The 19,307-nt window shown below is 71.5% G+C and carries 17 protein-coding genes; 4 read left to right on the top strand and 13 right to left on the bottom strand.

Going from position 1 to position 19,307, the window contains the following annotated elements:
- Positions 1-15 precede the first annotated feature (15 nt).
- Complete coding sequence (glnT, locus tag AC3AGO_RS32220) at positions 16-1,383, top strand: type III glutamate--ammonia ligase (RefSeq protein WP_487823807.1); 1,368 nt, start codon at positions 16-18, stop codon at positions 1,381-1,383.
- Positions 1,384-1,442: 59 nt separating this feature from the next.
- Entirely contained in the window at positions 1,443-2,900 is a 1,458-nt protein-coding gene (locus AC3AGO_RS32215; protein WP_487823806.1) for an aldehyde dehydrogenase family protein, read from the top strand.
- A 90-nt stretch (positions 2,901-2,990) separates the two neighbouring features.
- Here the strand turns inward: AC3AGO_RS32215 and AC3AGO_RS32210 are convergent, their stop codons facing one another.
- A complete protein-coding gene (locus tag AC3AGO_RS32210; protein WP_487823805.1) occupies positions 2,991-3,539 on the bottom strand; it encodes a GNAT family N-acetyltransferase in 549 nt (182 codons plus the stop codon).
- 168 nt (positions 3,540-3,707) lie between these two features.
- Between AC3AGO_RS32210 and AC3AGO_RS32205 the strand changes: the two genes are divergently transcribed.
- Entirely contained in the window at positions 3,708-4,460 is a 753-nt protein-coding gene (locus tag AC3AGO_RS32205; RefSeq protein WP_487823804.1) for a DUF4386 domain-containing protein, read from the top strand.
- Between the two features lie 47 nt (positions 4,461-4,507).
- On the opposite strand, the gene AC3AGO_RS32200 is transcribed toward AC3AGO_RS32205, so the two are convergent.
- The 5 genes from AC3AGO_RS32200 to AC3AGO_RS32180 form a co-directional block, all read right to left on the bottom strand.
- Complete coding sequence (locus tag AC3AGO_RS32200; RefSeq protein WP_487823803.1) at positions 4,508-5,038, bottom strand: N-acetyltransferase family protein; 531 nt, start codon at positions 5,036-5,038, stop codon at positions 4,508-4,510.
- Between the two features lie 80 nt (positions 5,039-5,118).
- Complete coding sequence (locus AC3AGO_RS32195; RefSeq protein WP_487823802.1) at positions 5,119-5,970, bottom strand: fumarylacetoacetate hydrolase family protein; 852 nt, start codon at positions 5,968-5,970, stop codon at positions 5,119-5,121.
- Between the two features lie 25 nt (positions 5,971-5,995).
- Complete coding sequence (gene rhmD, locus AC3AGO_RS32190) at positions 5,996-7,186, bottom strand: L-rhamnonate dehydratase (RefSeq protein ID WP_487823801.1); 1,191 nt, start codon at positions 7,184-7,186, stop codon at positions 5,996-5,998.
- Positions 7,183-8,277: a zinc-dependent alcohol dehydrogenase gene (locus AC3AGO_RS32185; protein WP_487823800.1), complete on the bottom strand. Its 1,095-nt coding sequence runs from the start codon at positions 8,275-8,277 to the stop codon at positions 7,183-7,185. The genes rhmD and AC3AGO_RS32185 overlap by 4 nt, the downstream gene beginning before the upstream one ends.
- The gene (locus AC3AGO_RS32180; RefSeq protein ID WP_487823799.1) at positions 8,277-9,689 is read right to left on the bottom strand and encodes an MFS transporter; all 1,413 of its coding nucleotides are present in this window, start codon (positions 9,687-9,689) and stop codon (positions 8,277-8,279) included. The genes AC3AGO_RS32185 and AC3AGO_RS32180 overlap by 1 nt, the downstream gene beginning before the upstream one ends.
- A gap of 160 nt (positions 9,690-9,849) precedes the next feature.
- On the opposite strand from AC3AGO_RS32180, the gene AC3AGO_RS32175 reads away from it, so the two are divergent.
- On the top strand, positions 9,850-10,614 hold the full coding sequence (locus AC3AGO_RS32175; protein ID WP_487823798.1) for an IclR family transcriptional regulator: 765 nt from the start codon (positions 9,850-9,852) through the stop codon (positions 10,612-10,614).
- Between the two features lie 55 nt (positions 10,615-10,669).
- On the opposite strand, the gene AC3AGO_RS32170 is transcribed toward AC3AGO_RS32175, so the two are convergent.
- From AC3AGO_RS32170 to AC3AGO_RS32140, 7 genes are all read right to left on the bottom strand, one after another.
- Positions 10,670-11,698 (bottom strand): DUF418 domain-containing protein, encoded by a 1,029-nt coding sequence (locus tag AC3AGO_RS32170; protein ID WP_487823797.1) that lies wholly within the window; start codon positions 11,696-11,698, stop codon positions 10,670-10,672.
- Between the two features lie 410 nt (positions 11,699-12,108).
- A complete protein-coding gene (locus AC3AGO_RS32165) occupies positions 12,109-14,307 on the bottom strand; it encodes a xanthine dehydrogenase family protein molybdopterin-binding subunit (protein ID WP_487823796.1) in 2,199 nt (732 codons plus the stop codon).
- Positions 14,304-15,284: an FAD binding domain-containing protein gene (locus tag AC3AGO_RS32160; RefSeq protein WP_487823795.1), complete on the bottom strand. Its 981-nt coding sequence runs from the start codon at positions 15,282-15,284 to the stop codon at positions 14,304-14,306. Before AC3AGO_RS32160 ends, AC3AGO_RS32165 begins: the two co-directional genes overlap by 4 nt.
- Before the next feature lie 9 nt (positions 15,285-15,293).
- Positions 15,294-15,935, bottom strand: coding sequence for a (2Fe-2S)-binding protein (locus AC3AGO_RS32155; protein WP_487823794.1), 642 nt, complete (start codon positions 15,933-15,935; stop codon positions 15,294-15,296).
- A gap of 131 nt (positions 15,936-16,066) precedes the next feature.
- A complete protein-coding gene (locus tag AC3AGO_RS32150) occupies positions 16,067-16,780 on the bottom strand; it encodes an SDR family NAD(P)-dependent oxidoreductase (protein WP_487823793.1) in 714 nt (237 codons plus the stop codon).
- 85 nt (positions 16,781-16,865) lie between these two features.
- The gene (locus AC3AGO_RS32145) at positions 16,866-17,888 is read right to left on the bottom strand and encodes a zinc-dependent alcohol dehydrogenase family protein (RefSeq protein WP_487823792.1); all 1,023 of its coding nucleotides are present in this window, start codon (positions 17,886-17,888) and stop codon (positions 16,866-16,868) included.
- A gap of 91 nt (positions 17,889-17,979) precedes the next feature.
- Complete coding sequence (locus AC3AGO_RS32140; RefSeq protein WP_487823791.1) at positions 17,980-19,263, bottom strand: MFS transporter; 1,284 nt, start codon at positions 19,261-19,263, stop codon at positions 17,980-17,982.
- Positions 19,264-19,307: the final 44 nt, after the last annotated feature.

The following is a 19,307-nucleotide window of genomic DNA, read 5'->3' as shown; positions in this document are numbered from 1 at the left end:
ACCAGGAGGTACCACATGTTGCTCGACGTCCGGCCGGCGCGGCAGTCCGCCCCGGCGAAAACCCTGACCGAACGGGCCCGCGCCGACGGGGTCGAATTCCTGCTGGCGCTGTTCGTCGACCTCACCGGCAAGCCGTGCGCCAAGCTGGTGCCGGTCTCCGCGTGCGAGCAATTCGAACGCGACGGCGTGGGATTCGCCGGGTACGCGGTGGGCGCGCTGGGGCAGCAGCCGCACGATCCGGACGTGGTCGTCCTGCCCGACGCGGCCTCGTACACCCCGATACCGCATGTGCGTCGGGGGCTTGCTCTGGTGCACTGCGACCCGCATGTGGAGGGGCGGCCCTGGCCCTACGCGCCGCGTGTCATCCTCCGGAACCTGCTGGCCCGCGCCTCCGCACGCTCGCTGGAGCTGCGGGCCGGTGCGGAGATCGAGTACTTCCTGGTCACCAGGGAGGACGGCGGGCGGCTGCGCGTCGCGGACGTACGCGACGACGCCGCACGCCCCTGCTACGACGCCCGTGGCCTGACCCGGATGTACGACCACCTCACCGAGGTCTCCTCGGCGATGAACACCCTGGGCTGGGGCAACTACGCCAACGACCACGAGGACGCCAACGGCCAGTTCGAGCAGAACTTCGCCTTCGCCGACGCGCTGACCACCGCCGACCGGGTCATCACGGCCCGCTACCTGATCTCGACGCTCGCCGAGGCCCGCGGCATGACCGCGACCTTCATGCCCAAGCCCTTCGCCGACCGCACCGGTTCCGGGATGCACCTGCACCTGTCCCTGTGGGACGGCGACCGGCCCCTCTTCCCCGCCGACGGCGAGGGCTCCGACGCACACGGCCTCGAACTCTCCACCGTGGCCTACCAGTTCCTCGCGGGGGTCCTCGACCACGCCCCGGGGCTGCAGGCCGTACTGGCGCCGACCGTCAACTCCTACAAGCGCACGAACGCGACGTCCACCCGCTCGGGAGCCACCTGGTCACCGCGGCGGGCGACCTACGGCGGCAACGACCGCACCCAGTACATCCGCGTACCCGACGGCGACCGGATCGAGCTGCGCGGCGCCGACGGTGCGACCAACCCCTACCTGGCGCTGGCGGCGGCACTGGCCGGCGGACTCGACGGTCTGGACCGCGAACTCGACCCGGGCGCACCGGGCCTGCCCGGGGCGCCGCCCCGTACGGACCGCCCCGAACTGCCCCCCACGCTGCTGCACGCGGTGGAGGCGATGTCCGCGGACCCGGTGATCACGGGCGCGCTGGACGTCGCCGGGGCCGGGGTGAGCGAATACTTCGCCGGGCTCAAGCGCGAGGAGTTCTTCGACTGGCACACCGGTGTCGACGACTGGGAGATCGACCACTACCTCACAGCCTTCTGACGCGGGGCCGTCAGGAGCTCGACGCATACCAACTGCGGTGCGACCAACGGGAGTTCACCATGACATCAACGGCCGTCCCGCACGTCGGCCATCTCATCGGCGGCGAGATGACCGCGCCCGCCACCACGCGGCCCGTGCACGACCCCGGGCGGCTCGACGAGGTCGTCGCCGAGATCGCCGTCGGCACCCCCGACGATGTGGACCACGCCGTACACCGCGCACACGAGGCATTCCTCACCTGGCGGCACGTCTCGGCAGCCGAACGCGTACAGCAGTTGCTGAACGCGGCCGACATCCTCGCGAAATCGGCCGGCGAACTGACTCCGCAACTCGTGCGCGAGCACGGCGGACTCGCCCGGGAGGCGCACGACGACTTCACGCTCGCCGCCGGCTTCGTACAGCACACCGCCTCGCTCACCGAGGAGTTCCTGGAGCCCGTCCAGTACGAGGACGAGGAGAGCTTCATCAGCCTCGAAAAGGTCCCGCGCGGTGTGGCGGCAGCGATCGTGCCGTGGAACCTGCCGGTCGTACTGGCCATGATGAAGCTGGCCCCCGCGCTGGCCACCGGCAACACCCTGGTGCTCAAACCGTCGCCGTACGCCCCCGCGGCACTCGCCCTCGCACTGAGCCGCATGTCCGCGCTCCTGCCGCCCGGGGTCCTCAACGTGGTCCAGGGCGGAAGCGACGTCGGCGCCGCGCTCTGCTCCCACCCGCTGGTCCGCAAGATCGGCTTCACCGGCGGCACCGGGACGGGCCGCAAGGTCCTCGCCGCCGCCGGCGAGACCGTCAAGAACGTCACTCTCGAACTCGGCGGCAACGACCCTGCGATCGTGCTCGACGACGTCGACATCGACGCCGCGGTCGACCGGATGCTGCCGGGCGTCTACACGCGCAGCGGTCAGATCTGCTTCGCGGTCAAGCGCGTCTACGTGCCGCGCGGGATATACCGGCGTTTCGCCGACGCCTTCTGCGAGCGCGCCGACGAGTACGCGGTGGGCCACGGCCTCGACCCGGACGCCGGGCTCGGACCGCTCAACAACGAGGCGCAGTACGAGAGGGTCCTCGGCCTGCTGGAGCGCACCCGCAACTCCGCGGCGGACCTGGTCAGGCTCGGCCACAAGCTCGACCCGGACGGCTGGGACAACGGCTACTACGTCCTGCCGCACGTCGTGCGCGAGGCCGAGCACACCGACGCCGTCTCCCGCCGGGAACAGTTCGGCCCCGTCGTACCGCTCATCGCCTACGACGACGAATGGCAGGCGCTGGAGTGGGCCAACGACAGCGAGTACGGGCTGGGTTCATCGGTGTGGACCCGCGATCCGGACCGCGGGCTCGCCCTGGCCCGCCGCGTCGAGGCCGGCAGCACGTTCATCAACTCCCACTCCTCCGCGTCCCTCGACCTGCGCATGCCCTTCGGCGGCGTCAAACAGAGCGGCATGGGGCGCGAGTTCGGCGTCAGTGGTCTGTCGGCCTACGTCGAGGACCACAGCATCCGCCGGCTGAAGTACGCCGGGTGACCGCGACGGCGCGCGAGAAGGGCCACGGCAGACCAAGTTGTCTTGCCGTGGCCCTTCGACATGCGTGCGGCCGGCGGTCGCCCGGCCCGGTCAGCGCTTGGGTTCGCGGGTCCATACCTCCAGGTCGGGGATGTCGGCGGTGGTCGGGGCCCAGCCCCAGGAGCGGAACGCGGCGCGCGCCGGGGCGTTCTCGGGAGGGATCAGGGTGGCGAGCAGGTTGGTGTCGACGCGGGTCAGGAGGCGTTCGTGGAGGCGGGCCGCGATGTGGTTGCGGCGGCGTGAGGGGAGCACCATCAGCTCGGCGAGCACGAAGACACGTCCGGAGGCGATGAGTTCACCCACGTCGTCCGCCACCACTCCGCGGAGGGCCTGCCACCAGCCGCCGTCGTCACGGGGCACGGGATAGCCGTAAATGCAGCCGGTCAGATACGTCTCGCCGACGACCAGCATGTCGAACCCGGGGCGCTGTACTTCATCGGCGAACCGGTTCAGGAAGTCCCGCCGCCGCGGGGGCTGCTCGGGTGGCTCCTGCGCCGGCGGTTCGCGGTAGGCCGCCACGTACAGGTCCGCGATGGCCTCGCGCTGCTGATCGGCCTGCCATCGGGAGAATCGCCGCAAGAAGACCTCTGCCTGTGCCATGCCAGCATCGTGCCAGCGTGAAGCCCCCGGAGGAATGCCGGAACGCCGTACGGTGCAGGCTTCGGCCAACGCGCCCCGGACCGTACCGGCCGTACACTGAGCGAGGGCCCCACGGGGAGGGCTGCTGCCTTCACCCACCGTCCCCAACTCACAACTGAAGAAGGAATCATGATTGCTCCGCAATCAGTAACGCAGTCCCTGCGCAGAGCCGGACTGATCGCCGGCGCCGGGCTCTTGTTGATGACCGTGCTGGCGGTGTTCGGCAACTTCGGCGTTCTGGAACGGCTCGTCACCGACAATGACGCGGCACGGACAGCCCGGGACATACGTACCTCCGAAACCCTGTTCCGGCTCGGCATCATCAGCCTGTTCCTCGTGGCCGTCCTCGACGTGATCGTGGCCTGGGCGCTGCGCACCTTCTTCGAGCCGGCGGACAAGGGCGTCTCCACCCTCGCGGCCTGGTTCAGGCTCGCGTACGCGGGCGTCTTCATGGTCGCCATCGCGCAACTCGTCGGTGCGCTCTCGCTCTTCACCGATTCACACGCGGCGCGGGGTTACAGCGCGGACCAGCTCCGCACACAGGCGTTGGAGAAGACCGAAGCCTTCCAGGACCTGTGGCACGCCGGTCTTCTCCTCTTCGGCATCCATCTGCTCCTGATCGGATACCTGGCCTTCGTCTCCGCCCACGTGCCCAAGCTGCTGGGAATCCTGCTCGCCGTCTCCGGGATCGGCTACCTCGTGGACGGGTTCGGCACCCTCGCAAGCGCCGGCTACACGGCCGACGTTGCCCAGTTCACTTTCATCGGCGAGTTCTTGCTGATGGTCTGGCTTCTGGTCAAAGGCCGGAAAGTCACGCTGCCCCATGCGACGACACCGCCGACGATGACCGTCGAACACCCCGAAAAGACCCCCGCGGGCTGACCGTTCGGCCAGGCGAACAGTGACCGCCGCGGCCCGGTCAGGGAGGGTCACCCGGTGGGGCGGTGCTCCATCTCGTACTCCTCACCCACGGCAATGGTGCGCACGAAGCCGGCCTTGCGGTAGAACGCCTCGGCGCGGCCGTTCTCCCCGTGCACGAACAGCCGTACGCGGCTCACGTCCCGCTGCGCCAGTCCCCAGGCGACCGCGGCCCGGAACAGGTCCCGCGCCACGGTGCCGCCCCTGTGCTCCTTCCGCACGAAGACCCCCACGATGTGGGCCTGCCGGTGCTCGACGCGCTGTCCGGTGAAGTCCTCTCCCCCGGGCTCCTCCACCACCACGGTCACCGTGCCCGCCCAGTCGCCCAGGGAGTCCTCGGCGACGAACTGCCGGTTCGGCCCTCCCGCGGAGGCCCTGGCCGTGCGGTCCTTCCAGAACGCGTCGGGCCGGCCCCGGGCCTGCTCGTAGGTCTCGAGAAAGGAGATGGACGCCAGCGGATCCCGCAGTGCCTCCAGCCGCAGCGCCTTCACCGCGGGCCAGTCCTCCGCCCGCACCTCCCTGATCACACAGTCACCGCCCATACCGCCATGGTTCGGCCGGCCACGCCATACCCGCAACTGATTTCGGGGCGCGCCCCCTCCCTGCTGAGAGCTTGTACGCGTCAGGCCTTGCCGAGGGGCTGTTTCTGGTGGCCGAGGCGGTCGATGGACAGTTCCATGACGTCGCCGGGCGCCAGGTAGGGGAAGCGGCCGGACAGGGCGACGCCTTGCGGGGTACCGGTGTTGACGATGTAGCCCGGCTCCAGGACGAGGTACTGGCTGAGGTGGTGGACGATCTCGGCGACCGAGAAGATCATGTCGGCGGTGCTGGAGTCCTGCCGCGGCTCACCGTTCACCCAGGAGCGCAGGCGGAGTTGCTGGGGGTCTCCGGCCTCGTCGGCCGGGACCAGCCAGGGGCCGAGCGGGTTGAAGGTCTCGCAGCACTTGCCCTTGGACCACTGGCCGCCGGACTGCTCGGTCTGGAAGGCGCGTTCGGACACGTCGTTGGAGACGGCATAGCCGGCCACGTACTCCAGTGCCTCCTCGGGAGAGGCGAGGTAGCGGGCCCTTTTGCCGATGACGACGGCCAGTTCGACCTCCCAGTCGGTTTTCTCCGCACCGCGTGGAACGAGCACCTCGTCGTACGGCCCGACCACGGTGTCGGGGGTCTTGAAGAACAGGACGGGCTGCCGCGGCGGGGCGTCGCCGGATTCCGCCGCGTGTGCCGCGTAGTTCTGGCCGATGCACAGCACGGCGCCGGGGTCGGCCAACGGCGCCCCGGTGCGCTGCCCTTGGACGTCCAGCAGGGGCAGCTCGCCGGCGGCGAGCGCGCGGCGCGCGCGGGTGATGCCGTCGGCGGCGAGGAAGTCCGCGGTGACGTCGGGGGTGAGCGGGGAGAGGTCGAAGACGCGGTCCGCGTCGTCGAGGACGGCGGGGCGTTCGGCTCCCGGCTGTCCGAAGCGGGCGAGACGCATGGGTGTCCTTCCGTACGGGGGCGTGTCAGTGGGTGTAGGGGCGTTGGAGCGCGCAGTCGGGGTTGAGGCGTACACCGAAGCCGGGGGTGTCGGGGAGGGTGAGCCGGCCGTTCACCGGGACGGGCTCGTCCAGCAGCAGCGGGCTGAACATCGGCACGATCTCGTCCGCCTTCGGCGCCATCATCAGGAACTCGGCGAACGGGCTGTTGTGACGGGTGATCACGAAGTGGTACGAGTACACGCTCGATCCGTGCGGCACCACGAGCGTGCTGTGCGCGTCGGCCAGCGCGGAGATCCGTACGAGCTCGGTGAGGCCGCCGCACCAGCCCACGTCCGGCTGGAGGATGTCGGCGCACCCCATCTCCAGGAGCATGCGGAAGCCCAGCCGTCCCGCCTCGTGTTCGCCGGTGGTGCACAGCATGCCCGGCGGCATGTTGCGGCGCAGTTCCGCGCAGCCCCAGTAGTCGTCGGGCGGCAGGGGCTCCTCGATCCAGCGCACGCCGAGGTCGCGCAGGCTGTGCGCGAGGCGGGTGCCGTAGGGGACGTCGAGGGACATCCAGCAGTCGTAGGCGAGGAAGAAGTCGTCGTCGCCGATGCGTTCGCGCATGTCGCGCATCGCCTCGATGTTGGCGCGCAGTCCTGCCTCGCCCTCGGCGGGCGCGTGGTGCAGGGGCATCTTGCCGCCGATGAAGCCCATCTGTGCGGCCAGGTCGGGGCGGGCGCCCGTCGCGTAGAAGACCTGCTCTTCGCGTACCGGCCCGCCGAGCAGCGCGTACACCGGTTCCTCGCGGAGCTTGCCGAGCAGGTCCCACAGGGCGAGGTCGACGCCGCTGATGGCGTTGAGCACCAGGCCCTTGCGCCCGTAGAAGAGGGTGGCGCGGAACATCTGGTCCCAGATGCGCTCCAGTTCACCGGCCGGGGCGCACTCCACGAAGCGGGCGAGGTGGCGTTCGATGATCCAGGCGGCGGGTTCGCCGCCGGTGGTGACGGCGAACCCGGTGGTGCCGTCCTCTGCCTCCGCCTCGACGACGAGGGTGCCCAGCACGTTCAGCCCGAAGCTCTGCCGGCTCTCCCGGTACTCCGGGTAGACGGACATGGGCGTGGCGATCCGGTCGTCGATCCAGTGCCCGTCGGGCTGGTCGTGGTAGTCGGCGCCCGCCGCGGCGTCGACGGTGTACGCGCGGAGGCTGCGGATGCGCGGGAGTCGCGGGCTCATGCGGAGGTCTCCAGAGGAGTGCGGGCCTGCTGTGCGGTGGCCGATTCGCCCTGGGGCGGGGCGCCTTGGGGGTAGACCAGCACTTTGCTGGCCTGGTCGGTGCCCTCGGCCAGGGCGGTGAAGCTGCCGGCCGCGCCGTCGAGTCCCACTCGGCCTTCGACGAGCGCTGACAGGTCGAGGTCGGTCTCGGCCACCCAGCGGGCGGTCTGCGCGAATTCACCGGCCGAGTAGCAGAAGCTGCCGATGACCGAGCGTTCTCCGGTGCTCAGCGCGTACGCGGGGATCTCGACCCGCTGGGCGTGCATGCCGACCAGCACGATGCGCGAGCCGAGGTCGGTGACGGCCAGGGCGTCGGCGAGAGTGCCGGTGGCGCCCACGGCGTCCAGGGTGAGGGTGGGCGCTCCGGCGAGGGCCTGGGTGACGCGCGGCCCGAGTTCGCCCGCGGCGGGGTCGAGGGCGGTGAGGCCCAGCCGTTCCAGCAGGGCACGGCGCGCGGGGTGCGGTTCGCTGACGGCGACCGCCTCGGCGCCCAGCCGCAGCGCGGCCAGGGCCGCGGCCTGCCCGATGGGCCCACCGCCGATCACCAGGACCCGGTCGCCGGGGACGCAACTGCCGCGCACCGCCGCGTGATAGCCGACGGCGAGAGGTTCCACGAGGGCGCCGTACTCCACGGGGGTGCCCTCGGGAAGGGGGACGACATTGGCGGCGGGGACGGTCATCAGCTCCGCGAAGGCGGAGCGCAGGGCGGGGTCGACGCCGATCACCCGGCGGGCGGGGCAGCGTTGCTGCGCCTCGGCGGTGCACGCCGCACAACTCCCGCAGGCGATCACGGGGTTGACCGTGACGAGCTGTCCCTCCGTGAGGCCGCTGCCGTGCGTCGCGGTGCCGAGCGCCGCGATGTGGCCGACCGTTTCGTGGCCCATCACCTGGCCGGCGAAGCGCCGTCCGTTCTCGCCGGTGAACCCGTGCAGATCGGAGCCGCAGATGCCGGTCGCGACGATACGTACCAGGACGTGGCCCGGTTCCGGTTCGGGGGCGGGCAGGTCCTCGACGTCGAGCTGCCATTCCTTCTTCATCACCAGTGCGCGCATCAGGTGTTCACGGCCTCCTCGCTGGAGTGGACGGCGGACGGGGCAGGGGTGCGGGGGCGGTTGCGGACGCCGAACGCCCACAGCAGGGCGGCTCCGGTGAGGGTCACCGCGGCGATGACGTACAGCCCGGCGTTCGTGGAGCCGGTGGCGGAGTCGGCCCAGGCCTTGACGTTCGGGGCGACGAAACCCCCGACGGAACCGATGGAGTTGATCAGGGCGATGCCGCCGGCCGCGGCGGCTCCGCTGAGGAACGCGGTGGGCAGTGTCCAGAACACGGGCTGTACGGCGATGAATCCGGCGGCGGCCAGACACAAAGCGGCCAGGGCGAGGGCCGGGCTGTCCGCGGCGGCCGACCCGGCGATCCCGGCGGCGCCGAGGACCAGGCAGCCTGCCGCCACGGGGATGCGGCGGCCCGTACGGTCGGCGATCCGTCCTGCCACCAGCAGGCCGATGAGGGCGCACACCCACGGGATGGCCGTGACCAGGCTGACAGTGAACCCGACGGGGCTGCCGACGAGTTCGGCGACCTGCAGGGGCAGGAAGAACGTCACCCCGTACACCGAGACCTGCACCACGAAGTAGATCAGCGCCAGGTGGGCGATACGTCCGCTGAACAGGCCGCGCAGCCCGGTGTGGGCCGGGTGACCGGCAGCTTCGGACTCCAACTCCGTCTCCAGCGCCTCCTGTTCGTTGGAGGTCAGCCACCGGGCGTGGCGGGGACCGTCGGGCAGCAGCGCGAGCGCGGCCATGCCCACGGCCACGGTCAGCAGCCCCTGCACGAGGAAGAGCCACTGCCAGCCCAACAGGCTTGCGGTGCCGCCCAGTTCCAGCAGCACGCCCGAGAAGGGGCTGCCCAGGATGAAGGCAAGCGGCGCCCCGAAGTAGAACAGCGCCATGACGCGCCCCCGGTGGGCCGAGGGCACCCACAGCGTCAGGTAGTAGATGACGCCGGGGAAGAAGCCGGCCTCCGCGACGCCGAGCAGGAAGCGCAGCACGTAGAAGGCCGTGGCGGTGTGCGCGAACATCATCGCGGCCGACACCAGTCCCCAGCTGATCATGATGCGGGCCATCCAGACGCGGGCGCCGAACCTGCGCATCAGCAGGTTGCTGGGCACCTCCAGGCAGACGTAGCCGAGGAAGAAGATCCCGGAGCCGAACGCGTAGGCGGCCGTACTCAGTCCGGTGTCGGCCTGGAAGGACTCCTGGGCGAAGCCGATGTTCACCCGGTCCAGGAAGGCGAGCACGTACATCAGCAGCAGGAACGGGACCAGCCGCCGCTTCACTTTCCCGACGCCGGAGGCGACGGCCCCGGCCCGTGGAGGTTCACCGGCGGCCGGAGGGGCACCCCGCGGCGACCGTGGTGGGCTGTCGTCCATCGCCCATCCCTTCTCCGAGTCGGCGGCACCCGGCACCGGGGCGGCTCCCCTGCGGCGCACACCGAGAAGGACACTTGAAAAGTTCCCCCATGTGAACTAACGTCTTCACACGGGAACTTCACTCAGTGGAAGCGATCACTCAGCGGGTGTCAATACCCGCGACGAGCCCGGCGGGACGCGCGACATGGAGGGCGCCGTGGAAGAGCAGCAGGCGGGAGCGGTGAAGTCCGCGGACCGGGTTCTGTCGATCCTCGATCTGGTGGCGGACCGCGGGCCGGTCCGCTTCACCGACGTCACCGGCGCGCTCGGGCTGCCGCGCTCCAGCGCCCACAAGCTCCTGGCGACCCTCGCCCAGCGCGGCTATCTGGAGTTCGACGAGGAGACCAGGCGCTACGGGCTGGGGCTTCGCCTGTGGCACCTCGGCCAGGCGTACACGGGTCATGCCGAACTCGAGCAGCAGGCCCGCCCGTTGATGCACGAGCTGGCCGCGGAGACCGGCGAGACTGTTCAACTGGCCCGGCTGGACGGCGTGTTCAACGTCTACATCGCCATAGCCGAGTCCCCGCGCCCCATGCAGCTGGTCTCCCGCGTGGGCTCCCGGCTGCACGCGCACGCCACCGGCGTGGGCAAGGTGCTGCTGTCCGGACTGGAGCCGGAGGAGGCGCGGCGCCGGCTCGCCGCGCAGGACCTCCCCCGCTTCACCGCCCACACCGTCACCAGCGTCGCGGAACTGCTGAGCGTCCTCGACGGCGTCCGGGAGGCGGGCTGCGCGGAGGATCAAGAGGAGTACGTGGAGGGCTGCCGCTGCGTCGCGGTGCCCGTCCGCGGCCTGGGCGGCGCGACGGTCGCCGGGATGTCGGTCTCCATGCCCTCGTTCCGCTGCGACGACGCCACGGCGCGCGCACACCTGGGCGCGCTGCGCGCGACGGCGGAGCGGCTGGAGCGGCTCATCCGCGAGTGAGCGCCGGCCCCCGGGGGCTCACCAGCGGCCCGACGCTCCACCGCACGGGCGGTGGTCAGTTCCCGGGGTCGGCGGGCAACGTGCGGCGCAGGGGGACCGGTTGCCACCACGTCACGCGGCGCCAGGCCCATTCCAGCGGGCCGTAGCGGTGGCGGGCCAGCCACCAGCGGCTGACGGCACACTGGGCGGCCAGGATGACCAGGGCGAGGAGCGGCACCAGCGCCCACTGCGTGGAGCCCTCCAGGTGCAGCAGCGGGGAGGCGGCCAGTACGAGGAGCGTGGCGGTGACGTAGTTGGTGAGCGCGGTACGGCCCAACGGGGCGCAGAACCACTCCAGTTGGCGCCCCAGGGGCGTGCGCAGGAGCAGGAGGAACCCGGTCACCAGCGCCAGCGCCATCACCAGCCCCGCGAGGGCGGAGGAACGGGCACCGATACTGTCCGTACGGGTGGCGTGCTGCCACACGGCGCCCGCCACGGCTGCCGGCGCCGCGAGGGCGAAGACGACGGCGAGCTGGCGCGTGCGCTCGTGGAGGGTGTCGGCGATGTCGTAGCGGGCGGTGGCCGCGCCGAGCAGGAACAGGCCGGGGATCAGCGCCATGCCGCCCGAGGCGAGCGTGAGCCCGGCAGCGGTGACGGCAGTGCCGGCCACTGCGAGCAGCCACCGCGGCAGCCAGGTCGACGGCAGCAGGACGATCAGGCCGACGACGGCGTACGGCAGCAACGCCTCGCCGGGCTGCAGCAGTTGGTGCCCGGCCCCCAGCAGCGCCAGCGCCACCAGCCGCCGCAGCAGCAGGACGCGGGGCCGGGCGCTGCGTGCGGCGGCACTGTCGTGGAACAGCATGAAGCTGAGGCCGAAGAGGAAGGAGAAGACGGGGAAGAATCGCTGCTCGACGGTCAGCTCCAGCACCTGGGCCACAGGGTCGAGCGAGCCTCCGTCCCTCAGCTTCGGCATGCCGGCGAGCTGCGGAATGTTGGTCAGGAGAATGCCGCACAGGGCGAACCCGCGCAGCGCGTCGAGCGCCTCGATCCGCGGTCTGCGCGTACGGGAGCCGGCACGGGGCGTGGCGTGCGAGAGGACTGTCATACGCGACACCCTCCCGGTCCGCCCACCACCCCCGCCTCGGCCACCCGGCCGGTCCCCGCACCACCCCCTCGGCCGAAAGTACGGCCCCCGCCTGTCGGGGCGTATGACGCCGGGAGAAGACCCCGCGGGCCCATCCCGGCAGCGCGCCGACGGGCCGTAGCCGCCCACGACGAAGCCGGCTCGCGAGCTGCCGAGCCACAAGCCCGCCCGGGCGATTCCCTCGGCGGCGCCGAACGGGCCGCTGGACTCGTCGACTTCGCCCGCCACGGCTCTCGGCTCGCGGCAGGCGGCAGGCAGGCGGGCCCAGCCGTGCCGGCGGCCAGGTGCAGGGGCCGGACACAGATGCCGGCTGACGGGGTCAGGGGGCGCCGCCGGGCCGCGAAAAACCCGGCGGGCGGCGCCCCGCCTCCTCACAGCAACGCGTCGGCCGTGATGGGGAGTTGGCGTACGCGGCGGCCTGTGGCGTTGAAGACCGCGTTGGCGATCGCGGGGGCCACGCCGACGTGGACCACTTCGCCGATGCCCTTGACGCCGAGCGGGTCGGCCCTGGGGTCCTCGCCCTCCAGGTAGATCGCCTTGACGGCGGGGACGTCGGCGTTGACGGGTACGAGGTAGTCGGCGAGGTTGGCGTTGACGATCCGGCCGTCGCGCGGGTCGGTTTCCGTGTGCTCCAGCAGGGCCGTGCCGATGCCGCCCACGATGCCGCCGACGGCCTGGCTGTCGGCCAGCTTGGGGCTGATGATGCGGCCCGCGTCGTACACGCCCAGCATGCGGCGTACGCGGACCAGGCCGAGCGTCGCGTCGACCGCCACTTCGGCGAAGGTCGCGTTGTAGGCGTAGAAGGAGTAGCGGGCCTTGCCCGTCGGCGGGGCGAACGAGCCCGTGGCGGTCAGGTGGCCGCGGCCGTTGCGTTCCAGCAGCCGCCGGTACGTCTCCCCGCGCGCCGGTTGGCCTGCGACATGCAGCCGCCCGCCCCGGGCCACGACGTCGTCGGCCGGCACTCCGTGCAGGGGCGACTCCCCGTCGTTCACCGCGAGTTGGATCGCCTGTCGGCGGACCTGGTCGCAGCCGTCGAGGACCGCGGAGCCGACGCTGGCCATCGTCATCGACCCGCCGTGCGGCGGGGTCGGCGGGAACAGGGAGTCGCCCAGCCGGAAGGTGACATGCCGCATCGCGAGCCCCAGCGCGTCGGCGGCGACCTGGGTCTGCGAGGTGTACGTGCCCGGGCCCATGTCGCTGGAGGCCGCGCTCACTTGGGCGGTGCCGTCGGCCTCCAGCCGTACGCGGGCCTGGGCGGTGTTGCGCGCGGTGTCGTACACACCGGCGGCCATGCCCATCCCGATGAGCCAGTCGCCCTCGCGCCGGGCCCGCGGCTCCTGGGCGCGGCGGTCCCAGCCGAACTCCCGCGCGCCGACCGTGTAGCACTCGCGCAACCGCCGTGTGGAGAAGGGCAGTTGGGACGCCTCGTCCTCGTCCGGTTCGTTGCGCCGGCGCAGCTCGATGGGGTCGATGGCGAGGCGGTCGGCGAGTTCGTCCATGGCCGACTCGATGACGAACGACGCGGTCGCGTAGCCCGGACCGCGCATGTAGATCGGGGTGTTCACGTCCAGCGGCACGGTCCGGTACGACTGCCGCACGTTGCGGGTGCTGTAGAGCATCTGCCCGGGGTTCAGGACGGCCTCGGTGAACTTCTCGTACGACGAGGTCTCCGCGTCCAGGTCGTGCAGCATCGCCTTCAGCCGGCCCCGCCGGTCCGCGCCCACCCGCAACCGGTAGGTATAGGCGGGCCGGTGGCCGGCGCCGAAGTACATCTGCCGGCGGGTCAGGGCCAGCTTGACCGGCCGCTTCACCACCCGTGCCGCCAGCGCCGCCGCCACGGTGTGCGGCCAGCACCGCAGTCCGCTGCCGAACGCGCCGCCGACGAACGGCGAGATGACCCGTACGGAGTCCATGGGCAGGCCGAAGACCTTCGCCAGCTCGGTCTGCGTGCCGACCACCCATTGGGTCTTGTCCCACACGGTGAGCTTGCCGCCGCTCCAGCGGGCGACGGTGGCGTGCGGCTCCATCGGGTTGTGGTGGTTTCGGGCGGTGCGGTAGTCGAGGTCCATCCGCACAGCCGCCGAACGGAAAGCCTCTGCCGCGTCGCCCCGTTCGTACGTCGTCGGCTCGTCCGCGTCGGCCTTCTCCAGCTCGGTGGACGGCTGTTGGGCGTCGTAGCCGACCTCGACGAGGCGGGCCGCGTGCTGGGCGGCCTCCAGGGTGGTGGCGACGACCACCGCGACCGGCTGGCCGTGGAAGCGGACCCGGTCGTCCTGGAAGACGCGCAGCCGCTGCCCCTCGGGCGGGTTGTTCGACTCCTTGTTGTCGCGGTAGGGCAGCTCCGGCGCGTTGCGGTGGCTGAGCACTTCCAGCACTCCGGGCTGGGCCAGCGCCTTGCCCGCGTCGACACGCGTGATGCGGCCCTTGCCGACATGGCTGTCGACGAGGACGGCGTGCACGCTGCCCTCGACGTCGTGCTCGGCGGCGTACTTCGCCTGACCGGTCACCTTCAGCCGCCCGTCCACGCGGGAGAGCGGCGCGCCGACGGCTGCCTGCGGCTGGGGGCTCATTCGCTCTCTCCTACGATGCGCAGTTGGCGTTCGACGGTCCGCTTCAGCAGGTCTACCTTGAACCGGTTGTGCCGCAGCGGGCGGGCCCCGTCCGCTGCGCGCGAGGCTGCCGCGGCCCACAGGTCTCCCGAGGGGCGTTCGCCGACGAGGTGCCGCTCGACGGCCGGCAGCCTCCACGGAACGGTGGCCACTCCCCCGGCGGCGACCCTCGCCTCGCGGATCACGCCACCGCGTACGTGCAGCGCGACGGCGGCCGAGGTGAGGGCGAACTCGTACGATTGCCGGTCGCGCACCTTCAGATAGCCCGACGCCAGCGGGCGCGGATGCGCGGGTATCTCCACCGCGGTGATCAACTCGCCTTCGCGCAGGGCCTGTTCACGCTCGGGCGTGCTGCCCGGCCGCAGCAGGAAGTCGGCGAAGGCGACACGGCGCGCCCCGTCGGGCCCCTGCACGTGCACCGTCGCCTCCAGCGCGGCGAAGGCGACGGCCACGTCGGAGGGGTGAGTGGACACGCAGTCCCGGGAGGTGCCCAGAATCGCGTGGCTGCGGTGGTAGCCCTCCCGCGCCGCGCAACCCGAGCCGGGCTCGCGCTTGTTGCAGTTAGCCGTCACGTCCCGGAAGTACGTGCAGCGGCTGCGCTGCATGATGTTGCCGCCGACGGTGGCCATGTTCCGCAACTGGGCGGAGGCGCTGAGCTCCAGCGCCTGCGAGACGGCCGGGTACAGCCTCCGTACCTCGGGGTGTGCCGCCGCCTCGGCCATCGTGACCAGCGCGCCGATGCGCAGTCCGCCCTGTTCGGTGAACGTCACCCCGTCCAGGGGCAGTTCGCTGATGTCGACCAGCGTGCCGGGCCGCTCCACGCTCTCGCGCATGAGGTCGACCAGCGTGGTGCCGCCGGCGATGAACCGGCCGCCACGCTGCGCCTCAGCGACTGCCGTACGGGTGGTGGAGGCTTTGGTGTAGGTGAAGGGATACATCGCGACGCCTCATTTCCGGCCCGCGGTCTGCTCGACCGCGCGCACGATCTTCGGGTAGCAGCCGCAGCGGCAGATGTTGCCGCTCATCCACTCCCGGATCTCCTCCGGGGAGCCGGTGTGCTGCTCGCGGATGCATCCGACGCCGGACATGATCTGTCCGGGTGTGCAGTAGCCGCACTGGAAGGCGTCCTCGTCGATGAACGCCTGCTGGAGCGGGTGGAGTTCGTCTCCCTCGGTGAGGCCCTCGATGGTGGTGACCTCCGCGCCCTCCAGCCGGACGGCGAGGGTGAGGCACGCGTTGACCGGCTCGCCGTCCACGAGCACGGTGCACGCGCCGCAGGCTCCCGCGTCACAGCCCTTCTTCGAACCGGTCAGGTCCAAGTGCTCGCGCAGCAGGTCCAGCAGGGACGTGCGGTTGTCGATACGGACCGCGTGCCGTACGCCGTTGACGTGCAGCGACACCTCGGTCGACGGGGCGGCCGCGGCGGCGGAGCCGGTACCCGCCCACGACCGGGCGGCGACCCCGCCGGCGACCACGGCCGTACCCACCGCCGAAGCGGCCACGAACGTACGCCGCGTCGGAGCGGCCCCCTCCTCGCCGGCGGGCGACGCGGGTGGTGCGGGATCTATTGCGGGAATCTCGGAAGTCATGGGCACCATGGCTTTCACTGCAGAAGGAACACGGATATCCATCGGGCGCGAAGCGCCAACACGCGTACGGCCAGGGTGAGTTGGCCTGGAGATGCGGTGAAGGTGTTGCGGTACGTGCGGCCGGGCTGACGTCAGTTGAGCGGGACGCCCGTGTGGCTCTCCAGGGCGTCCAGAAGCCAAGTCCGGAACTCCTCGTCCAGCGAGGCGGGGTGCGGGGTCTGCACCTGCCGGTGGTACCAGTAGCCGCCGGTACGCGGAGTCACGTCCTCGTGGGTCGCGAGCCACACCTGTGTCCGGGACCCGGCCGTCAGGTCGTCCGACGCGCCGGGGCCGCCCATGCGCGTGGGGACCCAGCCGGGGTCGACCGCGTGGCTCGTCGTCCCCTCCCACCGCGACGCGAGCGCCAACGCGAGGGCAGTGACCCACAGTTTGGTGTCGTCGTAGCCGGCGGTGCCGGACGTCAACTGCCGCAGGTCGGTGGAGCCGGTCCGGTGCATGGAGCTGCTGAGATAGACGAGCCGGTCCGGCTTCTCCATCAGAGCCGTCAGCACGTACGGCGCGACGATGTTCACGGTGGTCACGTCGGGAGAGCGCATGACCCCGGCGTTGTGGATGACGGTGTCGAACCGGCCGAATGCGGCGGCCTGTTGGGCGACTGAGCGGATCTCGTCCGGCTCGGCGAGATCCCCGGTGACGATTCCTTTCCACCGGCCGGCGGCGTCCTCGTCGGTGAGCCGGGCCCGGTTGCGTACGTGGAGGACCACGTCGTGCCCGTCGTCGGCCAACGCGTCCGCTGTGTCGCGCCCGAGGCCACTGGCCGCCCCGGTCACCAGGATCCGTGCCATGTCGATCGCCTCCTGTTCTCTGGGATGGCCGGGCCGCCCGGCGGCCGGGCGGCCCGTACGGCGTGGGCCGGAAGGACAGCGTGGCTCAAAAGGTGAGCATGGCCTTGATGGCGCGGCGTTCGTCCATGGCCCGGTAGGCCTCGGCGGACTCCTCCAGGGGAAGGGTGAGGTCGAAGACCTTGCCGGGGTTGATCTTCCGCTGCCAGATCAGATCGATCAGCTCGGGCAGGAAGTTGCGTACGGGGGCGGGGCCGCCGAGGACGTGGACCTGGGAGAAGAAGAGCTCCTCGCCGCTGAGTTCGACGTCGTGGTTGACGCCGACGAAGCCCATGTGTCCGCCGAGCCGGGTGGAGCGGAGGGCCTGCCGCATCGACTCCTGGGTGCCGACCGCCTCGACGACGGAGTGGGCACCCAGCCCGCCCGTCAGCTCCTTGACCTTCGCCACGCCGTCGTCGCCGCGTTCGGTGACGATGTCGGTGGCGCCGAACTCGCGGGCGAGCTTCTGCCGCGGCTCGTGCCGGCTCATCGCGATGATCCGCTCCGCGCCGAGCTGCTGGGCGGCGAGTACCGCGAGCAGGCCGACCGCGCCGTCGCCGACGACCGCGACCGTCTTGCCGGGCCCGGCCTCGGCGGCCACCGCACCGAACCAGCCGGTGCCCAGGACGTCGGAGGCGGCCAGCAGGTCGGGGATCATGTCCGCGTCCGGGGTGCCCGGCAGCGGTACGAGGGTGCCGTCGGCGTGCGGGATCAGGGCGCGCTCGGACTGGGTGCCGACCGCGGCCATGAACACACGGTGCACACAGGACGAGGGGTAGCCGGAGCGGCAGATCTCGCAGGTGCCGCAGGAGGCGACGAACGAGCCGACCACGTACTGGCCGGGCTTGACGCTGGTGACCTCGTCGCCGACTTCCTCGACGACACCGACGTACTCGTGGCCCATCGGCATCGGCTGGTCGACGGACTCGATACCGCGGTAGGGCCACAGGTCGGAGCCGCAGACGCAGGTGGCGGAGAGCCGGATGACCGCGTCCGTGGGGGCGGTGATCTTCGGGTCACCGGTCTCTTCCACCCGGACGTCACCGGGGGCGTGAAGGATGGCTGCGCGCATGGGGGTTGTTCCTTAGGTGTCGGGATTGCTGTCGAGATTGCTGTTGCAGCGGCCGGGGCCGCATGGGGGGCGTGGGGCGGGTGCCCTGTCGTCAGCCGTTCCGCACACCCCCGGCACCGGCATCCGCGTGGCCCCACAGGACGGAGGCCGCCCGGCGGCGGTGGATGAGCGCGATCGTGACGGTGGGGATCAGGGTCAGCGCGGCGACGGCGGTGCCGACCGCGGCGGGCCCGGTCGCGCCGAGGGAGGAGTCGAGGGCGTGGCCGGCGATCCATGAACCGACTGCCGTGCCCAGGTTGAACGCCGAGACGGTCAGGGCCGACCCCAGCGTGGGCGCCCGGCCCGCGTAGCGGACGGCCAGGGAGATCAGCACCGGGTTGGCGCCGAGCCCGAACAGTCCCAGCAGGGCCACCAGCGCGATGGTGGGCGCCGCGAAGCCGGACAGCAGGCAGATGCCGAGCAGCAGGAGCGTGCTCATCGCGGCCGCGCCGATGGTCGTCGCGTACGGGCGTACGTCCCCGAGGCGGCCTCCCAGGAGGAAGCCCGCCAGCGCGCCGGTGCCGAAGCCGACCAGGACCAGCGGAACCAGTCCGGCCGCGAGGTGGGCGCGGTCGGTCAGCAGCGGCGAGATGTAGGAGTACGTCGACATCACGCCGCCCGTCGTGGTCGCGCAGGCCGCCAGCGCCAGCCACAGGCGGCCGGAGCGCAGTGCGGACACCTCGGACCGTATCGACACCGCCTGGTGGTCGGGGCCGTCGTGGGGGACGCAGCGCGCGATCAGCACCGTGGCGGCAATGGCGAGGACGGCCAGCGCCCAGAACGGGCCCCGCCAGCCCATCAGTTGACCGGCGAAGGCACCGGCCGGTACGCCGACGACGTTGGCGAGCATGGCGCCGGCGCCCACCACGCCCAGGGCGCGCGAGCTCGCGGCGGGACCGGCGGCGCGGGCGGCCACCACGTTGGCCACCGCCCAGAAGGCGCCGGTCGCCATGGCCGTCAGGAACCGCGCTCCCAGCAGCAGCGCGAAGCTGGAGCCGACCGCGACGACGACATGCCCGACAGCGAACACGACCAGGGCCAGAATCAGCGTCCAGCGCCGGGGCAGCCGCAGCGTCAGCATCGCCATCAGCGGGGCGCCGACGACCATGCCCAGAGCGAAGACCGTGATCAGCAGACCTGCCTGGCTCACACTCACCCGCAGGTCGCCCGCGATCCCGGGCAGCAGGCCCGCCACCACGAACTCGGTCGTGCCCATCAGGAACGTGCCCAACGCCAGCACGTAGGTCACCGGCGGCAGCCGGCGGGGCGTACGTCCGCGCTCCTCAGCGCGTACGTCGCCGGGGGCGTCGTCGAGGACACCTCCTCGCGTACTCATTCTCTCGTCTCCACACGGGGGTCGTGGTCAAGCGGCCGACACCC

It is taken from the genome of Streptomyces sp. BL1 (assembly GCF_057628045.1).
Note: the sequence above shows the minus strand (reverse complement) of the source record. Positions and strands in the feature narration are given on the sequence as shown.

Bases quoted from the DNA above. Each gene is read 5' to 3' on its own strand.
- AC3AGO_RS32210 (WP_487823805.1), bottom strand. From the start codon at position 3,539: ATGGCACAGGCAGAGGTCTTCTTGCGGCGATTCTCCCGATGGCAGGCC.
- AC3AGO_RS32155 (WP_487823794.1), bottom strand. From the start codon at position 15,935: ATGACTTCCGAGATTCCCGCAATAGATCCCGCACCACCCGCGTCGCCC.
- AC3AGO_RS32215 (WP_487823806.1), top strand. From the start codon at position 1,443: ATGACATCAACGGCCGTCCCGCACGTCGGCCATCTCATCGGCGGCGAG.
- AC3AGO_RS32170 (WP_487823797.1), bottom strand. From the start codon at position 11,698: ATGACAGTCCTCTCGCACGCCACGCCCCGTGCCGGCTCCCGTACGCGC.
- glnT (WP_487823807.1), top strand. From the start codon at position 16: ATGTTGCTCGACGTCCGGCCGGCGCGGCAGTCCGCCCCGGCGAAAACC.
- AC3AGO_RS32145 (WP_487823792.1), bottom strand. From the start codon at position 17,888: ATGCGCGCAGCCATCCTTCACGCCCCCGGTGACGTCCGGGTGGAAGAG.
- AC3AGO_RS32200 (WP_487823803.1), bottom strand. From the start codon at position 5,038: ATGGGCGGTGACTGTGTGATCAGGGAGGTGCGGGCGGAGGACTGGCCC.
- AC3AGO_RS32150 (WP_487823793.1), bottom strand. From the start codon at position 16,780: ATGGCACGGATCCTGGTGACCGGGGCGGCCAGTGGCCTCGGGCGCGAC.
- AC3AGO_RS32165 (WP_487823796.1), bottom strand. From the start codon at position 14,307: ATGAGCCCCCAGCCGCAGGCAGCCGTCGGCGCGCCGCTCTCCCGCGTG.
- AC3AGO_RS32160 (WP_487823795.1), bottom strand. From the start codon at position 15,284: ATGTATCCCTTCACCTACACCAAAGCCTCCACCACCCGTACGGCAGTC.
- AC3AGO_RS32195 (WP_487823802.1), bottom strand. From the start codon at position 5,970: ATGCGTCTCGCCCGCTTCGGACAGCCGGGAGCCGAACGCCCCGCCGTC.
- AC3AGO_RS32205 (WP_487823804.1), top strand. From the start codon at position 3,708: ATGATTGCTCCGCAATCAGTAACGCAGTCCCTGCGCAGAGCCGGACTG.
- rhmD (WP_487823801.1), bottom strand. From the start codon at position 7,186: ATGAGCCCGCGACTCCCGCGCATCCGCAGCCTCCGCGCGTACACCGTC.
- AC3AGO_RS32140 (WP_487823791.1), bottom strand. From the start codon at position 19,263: ATGAGTACGCGAGGAGGTGTCCTCGACGACGCCCCCGGCGACGTACGC.
- AC3AGO_RS32185 (WP_487823800.1), bottom strand. From the start codon at position 8,277: ATGCGCGCACTGGTGATGAAGAAGGAATGGCAGCTCGACGTCGAGGAC.